We start from the raw sequence: 7378 nt of genomic DNA on the forward strand, positions 1-7378 counted from the left end.
TTAGCCAGCGTACCCGTATTACTTTTCGTCCGCTTCGCGGCCTCCAGTAATCCGGGGCTGGTGAGGGGCGCAGCCCCTTCAATCCCCCACACAAAACAACCGGAGGCACCGTGTCCAGAGTCCCGAAAACGACCACCATCAGCCTACGGATCGACAAGCCCACTGCCGCCGAATGGCGGGAGCGAGCAGCCGCCTCTGGGCTCAGCGTGTCGGACTGGATCAGGGGGGCGGTGGATGCTGGCCAGCAGACGAACTTGCCGACGCCACAGCGCCGCCCCGTCCGTGTCCGTGATACCAGCAACGATGCCGATCCGGCGCTGATGCGCCAGCTGGCCGCGTTGGGATCGAACCTCAACCAGATAGCCCGTAGCCTGAATGAGTGCCGGCTAGTCGGTGCACCGGTCCGACTGGTGGAGGTGCTGGCCCTGCTGCGCAGCATCGAGGCGGAGGCGGCCCACCTGCTGCCCCAGTTGCCTCCGCCCCCCAAGCCGACCACCAAGGAGAGCAGCAGCGATGCACGTTAAATTCCTAGCCCACGGTACGGGCAGCGGCGCCCGCGCCTCGGCCTACCTGCTTGGGGCGCACGACCACACCGGAGCGGAGCGGGCCGGGGTGACGGTACTACGGGGGGATCCAGCGCTGTTCGCGGCGGTGGCCGACTCACTGCCGTTCCAGCAGCGGTACTCCAGCGCGGTGATTTCGTGGGCCGCCGAGGAGGCACCGACCGCTGCCGAGATCGACGAGGTGCTGGCCGATTTCGAGGCGCTGGCATTTGCCGGACTGGAGCCGGAGGACTACCACATGACCGTCGTCCAGCACGACGAACTGGATGGCGGGGCGCATGTGCACATCCTGATCCCCCGTGTTCACCTGGGCAGCGGAAAATCGTTCAACCCGGCCCCACCAGGTCAACGCGACGACTTCTATGCGGTCAGGGATAAACACAATCATGCCAAGGGCTGGGCGCGGCCAGACGACCCGCTCCGGGCGCGGCTGCTGCGGCCGGATTTCGAGGCATACAAGGGCGACCACCCGGCCATCAAAAAACAGATCACCGACCACCTAATCGGGGCCACCGCGCAGGGGGTGATCACAAACGCCGCCGAGCTGCGGGCCTACCTGCAAGAATCGCTCGGGTGCGAAATCACGCGAACGGGCATGGATTACATCAGCATCAAGCCGGAGGGCTACCCCAAAGCCGTCCGGTTAAGGGGAGAGCTATATGGAGCATCTTGGACCGCAAAAGGCGCAATTGAGCGAGAGGCTCAAGTTGCAGCACGAGCAGGCATTGGGCGAGGTGGAGAAGTTAGCGAAAGCGGTGCTCGACGCGCTCAAGATCGACTTACAAAAGCGTGTGAACGGCGAGCTGAATACAACCGTGGGCGCTATCCGGGACGGGATCGAGGGATTGCCCCAACAGATCACCGAATCGGCCGATCCGCTGAAAGAGGTATTGGAACAGGCCCGGAGCGAGGCCAACACCCTCAAGCTGATCTCCAGCGTCTGGCTCAAAGCCTTGCTGGTCGGGGTATGCACCTCCGTGGGGATCGGGCTGGGGAGCTGGGGGGTATTGAGCTGGATGGGCAGCGAGGTTCAGCGGTTGAACAGCGAGATCAGCAGCGCGAAAGCCACGCTGGCGCAGCTTCCGGCCGGAGTGAGATTCGTCCGGGAGGATGGCAAGAGTTACATCCTCGCTCCGACATTGGGAAAAACGTACGAAACGCAAAGTGGCGAGATGGCGGTGGAGATCAAGTAAATGACCGAATTAGAACGCCTACTGATCGAGAGGCTGGAGCAGATGGAGCAGCGGCACCAGGACGAGACGAAAGCCTTGCTGGCGCAGCTCGACGCGCAACAGCGCGCTTTGGAGAGCTTACAGGTGCAGTTGCAGAGCACCTTGGAAGGGTACGAGAAGCATTGCGCCAGCTTACACACCGCCTTCGTGGCCTTGGAGAAGAGTACCAGGAACGAGCTAGCCAGCATGGGCCGGAGTTTGGACCAGACCAACCGGGCTACCGGAGCAGCACTTGGGTCATTGAACAGCAGTGTGAGCACAGTCAAAAGCTCGCTGGAGAGCTTGAACAAGGCGCAGAGCTGATCGCCGACAGGGCTAAAGCGCTGAGTGAAGAGCAGAGCCAGAGTAGCGGGTTGAGTACGTGATATTTTGTCACTGTGACGATAAATATAGGGAGCGGGGCAATGGAATTCGATAAGCACGATCTTGAGATTGATGGTGATCGGGTATGGCTATTGGACGCAGACGGTCAGCGGCTGTGCGACCTGAACGACATGCGGTTGCTCGATTTTGAATGGCGGATCAGCGTGGAAGGCGGCTTGCTCAACTTCGATTTGGAGGCCAGCGAGTGGCGGCTGCGGCTCCTCGATGCGGGCCTTCAGTTGGATTGAAGGGAGGTGGTGCCGATGTGGTTGAGCGATAGATTTCCGGGGTTGATGTTGTGGCACACAGTGGCGGTGCTGGCCGCCGTATTTGCAGCGAAAGCCCTGCTGTACTGGGCGGCTGACTGGCTGGCGCTGGGGCCAATCTACGGCGCCTTGGCGGGGCCTTCCTGGAACGTGGCGGCATGGATTGCGGCGCTGGCCCTACTGCTGCGGTGGATGAAGGTTTAGCCCGCTCTGCCGCGCTGCGCTTGGCGGCCCCTGCCCCGAGCGCGACAGACTGCGCTAATCGTTCTCGTTGCAGGGGCTTGCGATTGGAGTATGATATACGCGTATATTATTGGCGTGAGGGGTGGACTATGTTGGCGATACGGTTGCCGTCAGAGATTGAACAAAGGTTGAGCCATTTGGCCGAGGTGACGGGCAGAACTAAGACGTTCTATGCCCGTGAGGCCATCTTGGCGCACCTGGAAGACCTTGAAGATTACTACTTGGCTGAACGGGTCATGGAGAGAGTTCGTAAGGGCGAAGAGCGCTTGTTCTCACTGGATGAAGTGGAGCGCGAACTTGGCTTGGAAAGTTGAACTGGCCGATAACGCTAGAAAGCAGTTGGCGAGGCTGGATAGGGGTCGCCTCAGAATTCGGACAATAAAGCACGCTAACGGCTGGCGTGTCAGGTTGAGGCCATAGACGCCGCGCCGAAGGCGTCAGGAAATTCCGGAAAAGGCCCTACTCTGACGCTCTTTCGCCGCTTCGTCTGACGCCCGGTTGGGCTATAGCCTAGCCGGACAGCCTTCATGGCTTGTTTTTGATTTAAGTACTAAATTGCCCCAGACCATACGGCGAGAAGCCTTGAGGGGGAGCCTGACTCAAGATTTCAAATGAACCAGCCGATACAATGAAGGCACATTGATATGCCTAATAATGAGGTGAAGTAGTGAGTGATTGGCTAACCCGTTTTTCAATTAAAACCCGTCTCATCAGTTTGCTCATTCTGCTAGCTGCTACGGCTGCCGGCCTGACAATGGCGGGGCTTAACGGCATGCGCAGCAGCAATGCCGATATTAACCATATGTACAACAACGTTCTGCTACCGCTCGATAAGCTTGGCGACCTCACCAATCACATGCACCATGCACGCACTCAGCTTTTGCTTGCTCTGCAACATCAGCCTGGTAGTGCGTTCGAAAAGGCACATGACCACCCCGCGAGCATGCATTTCGATGCTGTGGATAGAAGCGTAGGCAGCATGCGTGAGCGCCTTGCTGACTATCAGCGTATGCCAATGAGCAAAGAGCAGCAGCGCTTGGCCACTGAACTGCAAAACAAGCTGTCTGATTATCTGGATAATGGTGTTCAACCGACGCTCAATGCAATGCGCCAAGGTGACTATGCGGGAGGGAATGCAATCCTGCTGAATCGCTTGCAACCTGCATTTATGACGACCTATGCCAGCGTGCGTAATCTGGTTGAGTCGGAGCAGGAGAGCGCCAATGCAAGCTACCAGCGCGATAAAGAGAGCTTCGATCGTCTGGTTGTGATAATCGGTCTCACGCTAGTGGTTGCTCTGTTTCTGGCCACAGTCGTGGCTTTGGCTACTGTATCTGGCATCACAAAAGCTGTTCGCGAGCTTCAAGTCGGCGGTCAGCAGCTAGCTGATGGCAATTTGGGCTATCGAGTTACCTATCAGGGGCGTGATGAGCTGGGCGAAATCTCTAGCTCATTCAATGCAATGGCTTCGCGTTTTCACCACACCATTCAAGAGTTGGCGGGGGCTGTGGAGCAACTGGCAGCCGCAGCTGAGCAGACTGCTCAGATCAGCACTGAAACCAGTGACGGCATCCGCCGCCAGCAGTTGGAGACAGATCAGGTTGCTACTGCGATGAACGAAATGTCAGCTACTGTGCAGGATGTGGCTGGGAACGCGGCCAGTGCAGCAAGAGCAGCACAGGAAGCAGATCAGCAGTCGGAAAGTGGAAAGCTTGTTGTTCATCAAACAATCTCTTCTATCGACAGCCTAGCCAGTGAAGTTGAGCACGCGGCCACCGTTATCCATGAGCTTGAAGCAGACAGTGCTGGTATTAGCTCTGTGGTGGATGTCATTCGCAGCATCGCCGATCAAACCAATTTACTTGCCCTTAATGCGGCTATTGAAGCTGCAAGAGCTGGTGAGCAAGGGCGAGGCTTTGCTGTGGTGGCGGATGAGGTGCGCTCGCTTGCTTCGCGCACGCAACAGTCAACCAGCGAAATTCAGACCATGATTGAAAAACTGCAGGGCGGGGCAAATCGTGCTGTTGCGGTCATGCAAAGTAGTTGCACCAAAGCACAAGCTGGTAAACAACAGGTTGCCAGCGCAGGTCATATGCTGGATCAGATCAGTAACGCTGTTGCGATTATTAATGACATGAATGCCATGATTGCATCTGCCGCTGAGGAGCAAAGCTCTGTCGCGGAGGAGATCAATCGTAACGTTACTAGTGTCAGCCAGATTGCCGAGGAAACTAGCGAGGCTTCCCGTCAGAATGTTGCCACCAGTAAGCAACTATCTGCTCTGGCAACCCAACTTCAGCGTCTGGTGCATATGTTCCGTCTTTAGGCAAACTGACGCAGGATTGTAGTCTCGTACAGCGCCTCCTCCATCGCCGGGTCGCTGTAGCCGAACCAGTTCTGCATCAAATGCACGCACAACATCGCCATCAGCGGATAGGCTGGACTGCCGCCTTCACCCTTCGGGTAGTGCGGCTCGATCAAGGCGATCAAACCCTTCCACGGCACCACCTGATCCATCTCGATCAGGAACAACTCTTTGCGGGCCTGCTTGCGCTTGCCGGCATACTCGGCGTAGGCGAAGGTCATCTGCTTCATCGGAAAACTCGGCGGGTGGAATCCGGGTATTTTGCCAAAATCAGGAAGTCTTCTTCAGAGTTTCCTTAGCGTACGTTTTTCTCCGAATTCTGCGGGGTCCCCTGGATAAGACCCAAGCCCAGCGAATTACCAAATATCTGCGGCGGGTGATGATGCTGGAGGACCCAAGGGATGCAGGCAAGGCGTTAACCGGCAATCTGCGTACTTACTGGCGTTATCGAGTGGGGGATTATCGGGTTATCTGTGAGATCAGGGATGCTGAATTGGTGATCGTGGCAGTGGAAATCGGCCATCGCAGCGAGGTATACGGATAATTTGCCGATAGGGCATCGTTGCAGTAACGTACTGTCCAGAAAAGACAAACCCCGAATCTCTGTTAATGCAACTTGGCGGAAGCTTTCAGAGAGTTCGGGGCCGTTCACTAAGAACAGGGAAAGCATATCACATGACCGATCTCACACAAGACTGCACCGCCAATAAGCGCGGTGATCGATGGTAAAACCAGCGCTTCAAGCCGCCGAATTCGTCGAACGACTCCCCCGTCGCCCGTACTGCACAGACGATTTATCGTCTGGCTTGCTCATTCGTCCGCAGGCTACCGCCCTCGCCTATCGCCACATCCAGCACAACCCGCCGCCGCACGTCTCCTGCATTGTGTTTGATGTGGACAGAAAGCCTTATGAGCAGCGGCGAGAAGGGTATCAAGAGTGGCGAGAGCGCGGCTTGCCTGCGCCGCATTGGATCGCGATCAACCCCGAGAACGGCAATTACCACCTCGGCTATCTGCTGGCTGCGCCGGTGGCGCGTACCAATGCAGCCAGGCTAAAGCCGCTGCGCTATCTGGCGGCCATAGAACACGTTCTGGCGAAGAAGTTGGGTGCTGACATGGGGTACGTTGGGTTGATCACCAAAAACCCCGTACACAGCGATTGGTGGACGGTATGGCATAACCATGCGCCCTATTCCCTCGACTATCTCGCGGAGTTCTGCCCAGATGCTGATTTAGCGGCCTACAACCGCCGTAGCGGTAAAGAGGCGAGCGGGCTAGGCCGTAACGTCACTGTGTTCGATAACGTGCGGGAATGGGGCTACAGCGCTGTGCGGGAGTATTGGCGGCCCAATGGATACGACGCATGGGCGGATGCGGTGAGAGCTGCCTGTGAGAGCGCCAATGCGTTTGGACGCGAGCAGGGCGGCCCGTTGCCCCATAGTGAGATCAAGGCCACGGCCAAGAGCATCGCACGTTGGATATGGCGGCACCTTACCCCGACCTCGTTTGCGGATTACGTTGATCGGACACATACCCCCGAGATCCAAGCGCGGAGAGGGGCTAAGGGCGGCAAGGTATCCAAGGGCGGGGGCAGGCCCAGCAAAGCGGCAGAGCTGCTGCCGGAAGTATTGCGGCTCAAAGCAATGGGCTACAGCAACCGCGATATAGCCGAGGATCTGCAAATCTCGGCTGGCAGTGTGTCCAATTACCTCCGTTGTGATCTTGAGTGATCAAAAACAAGCCTATATCAGATAACAGCGCCCGGAGGGCGTTCCTTGAGACCTGGTAGTATTCCAGAGAGAGGGCTCGTTGTGAGGGGGGTAACTGCGATCCCGTAGGGCTGTCCATCAGGCCATGTGTTCGGCCTGTGGGCAGTAGCTGTTATCCCCGGAGCTGTTTGGTTTCTGCTTTTCGTAGTGCTCTCAAGATCTCCCCGGCCTGTTCCGAGGTAAGCACCACCGCAGAACCTCCGTCCCTGATCGCCTGCATCTGAGCATCCAACCCCTCCATCAGTGCCCTATTTATCGTCACAGTAACGTTATCTTCCTGCTGTTTGGCCCGGTAGGCGGCTTGTCGTTCTGCCCCGCTTTTGGCTGTTCCGGTCTTTGGTCTACCCCGTCCGCGCTTGATGCCAAACATGTCCCCAGTGCCCTGATCCGTGGCGTCCTTCATGGTGTCATTTCCTGTCACTGTAACGGTAATTGATTATGTGTCACGGTGACAATAAATTGCAAGTTGCCGCCCCTCTCTTTTTTTGCTGTACTGGTTATTAGCCAGCGTACCCGTATTACTTTTCGTCCGCTTCGCGGCCTCCAGTAATCCGGGGCTGGTGAGGGGCGCAGCCCC

11 protein-coding genes and 1 pseudogene are annotated in these 7378 nt (G+C 57.3%); 9 read left to right on the forward strand and 3 right to left on the reverse strand.

The genetic code is table 11. From position 1 onward, the window contains the following. Positions 1–110: 110 nt before the first annotated feature. Positions 111–524 carry a plasmid mobilization protein gene (locus OKC40_RS21345; protein ID WP_042650709.1) on the forward strand — a complete coding sequence of 138 codons (414 nt, stop codon included), beginning with the start codon at positions 111–113 and terminating at the stop codon, positions 522–524. Positions 525–660: 136 nt separating this feature from the next. On the opposite strand, the gene OKC40_RS23015 is transcribed toward OKC40_RS21345, so the two are convergent. Then, entirely contained in the window at positions 661–1062 is a 402-nt protein-coding gene (locus OKC40_RS23015) for a hypothetical protein (protein ID WP_406568727.1), read from the reverse strand. A gap of 160 nt (positions 1063–1222) precedes the next feature. Between OKC40_RS23015 and OKC40_RS21355 the strand changes: the two genes are divergently transcribed. From OKC40_RS21355 to OKC40_RS21380, 6 genes are all read left to right on the forward strand, one after another. Beyond that, positions 1223–1756: a DUF1640 domain-containing protein gene (locus OKC40_RS21355; protein ID WP_270796918.1), complete on the forward strand. Its 534-nt coding sequence runs from the start codon at positions 1223–1225 to the stop codon at positions 1754–1756. Further along, positions 1757–2098: a mobilization protein gene (locus OKC40_RS21360; protein WP_270796919.1), complete on the forward strand. Its 342-nt coding sequence runs from the start codon at positions 1757–1759 to the stop codon at positions 2096–2098. Positions 2099–2199: 101 nt separating this feature from the next. Further along, positions 2200–2406: a hypothetical protein gene (locus OKC40_RS21365; protein ID WP_270796921.1), complete on the forward strand. Its 207-nt coding sequence runs from the start codon at positions 2200–2202 to the stop codon at positions 2404–2406. Positions 2407–2451: 45 nt separating this feature from the next. Continuing rightward, entirely contained in the window at positions 2452–2628 is a 177-nt protein-coding gene (locus OKC40_RS21370) for a hypothetical protein (protein WP_270796923.1), read from the forward strand. 128 nt (positions 2629–2756) lie between these two features. Then, positions 2757–2981: a type II toxin-antitoxin system RelB family antitoxin gene (gene relB, locus OKC40_RS21375; protein ID WP_270796924.1), complete on the forward strand. Its 225-nt coding sequence runs from the start codon at positions 2757–2759 to the stop codon at positions 2979–2981. 353 nt (positions 2982–3334) lie between these two features. Next, the gene (locus tag OKC40_RS21380) at positions 3335–4993 is read left to right on the forward strand and encodes a HAMP domain-containing methyl-accepting chemotaxis protein (protein ID WP_270796926.1); all 1659 of its coding nucleotides are present in this window, start codon (positions 3335–3337) and stop codon (positions 4991–4993) included. On the opposite strand, the pseudogene OKC40_RS21385 reads toward OKC40_RS21380, so the two are convergent. Next, a pseudogene (locus OKC40_RS21385) lies at positions 4993–5262 on the reverse strand (transposase); the annotation flags it as partial. The gene OKC40_RS21380 and the pseudogene OKC40_RS21385 overlap by 1 nt on opposite strands. A gap of 101 nt (positions 5263–5363) precedes the next feature. Between OKC40_RS21385 and OKC40_RS21390 the strand changes: the two are divergent. Both OKC40_RS21390 and OKC40_RS21395 read left to right on the forward strand, forming a co-directional pair. Then, on the forward strand, positions 5364–5576 hold the full coding sequence (locus OKC40_RS21390; protein ID WP_270796930.1) for a type II toxin-antitoxin system RelE family toxin: 213 nt from the start codon (positions 5364–5366) through the stop codon (positions 5574–5576). A 178-nt stretch (positions 5577–5754) separates the two neighbouring features. Further along, entirely contained in the window at positions 5755–6762 is a 1008-nt protein-coding gene (locus OKC40_RS21395) for a replication initiation protein (protein ID WP_270796927.1), read from the forward strand. Between the two features lie 151 nt (positions 6763–6913). Here the strand turns inward: OKC40_RS21395 and OKC40_RS21400 are convergent, their stop codons facing one another. Further along, positions 6914–7204: a hypothetical protein gene (locus OKC40_RS21400; RefSeq protein WP_270796928.1), complete on the reverse strand. Its 291-nt coding sequence runs from the start codon at positions 7202–7204 to the stop codon at positions 6914–6916. Between the last annotated feature and the right edge of the window lie 174 nt (positions 7205–7378).

The sequence above is a fragment of the Aeromonas sp. QDB11 genome (assembly GCF_027705265.1).
Classification (GTDB): domain Bacteria; phylum Pseudomonadota; class Gammaproteobacteria; order Enterobacterales; family Aeromonadaceae; genus Aeromonas; species Aeromonas allosaccharophila.

Excerpts from the sequence above, each read along its gene's own strand:
- OKC40_RS21400 (WP_270796928.1), bottom strand. The coding sequence starts at position 7,204 with ATGAAGGACGCCACGGATCAGGGCACTGGGGACATGTTTGGCATCAAG.
- OKC40_RS21355 (WP_270796918.1), top strand. The coding sequence starts at position 1,223 with ATGGAGCATCTTGGACCGCAAAAGGCGCAATTGAGCGAGAGGCTCAAG.
- OKC40_RS21370 (WP_270796923.1), top strand. The coding sequence starts at position 2,452 with ATGTTGTGGCACACAGTGGCGGTGCTGGCCGCCGTATTTGCAGCGAAA.
- relB (WP_270796924.1), top strand. The coding sequence starts at position 2,757 with ATGTTGGCGATACGGTTGCCGTCAGAGATTGAACAAAGGTTGAGCCAT.
- OKC40_RS21395 (WP_270796927.1), top strand. The coding sequence starts at position 5,755 with ATGGTAAAACCAGCGCTTCAAGCCGCCGAATTCGTCGAACGACTCCCC.
- OKC40_RS21365 (WP_270796921.1), top strand. The coding sequence starts at position 2,200 with ATGGAATTCGATAAGCACGATCTTGAGATTGATGGTGATCGGGTATGG.
- OKC40_RS21360 (WP_270796919.1), top strand. The coding sequence starts at position 1,757 with ATGACCGAATTAGAACGCCTACTGATCGAGAGGCTGGAGCAGATGGAG.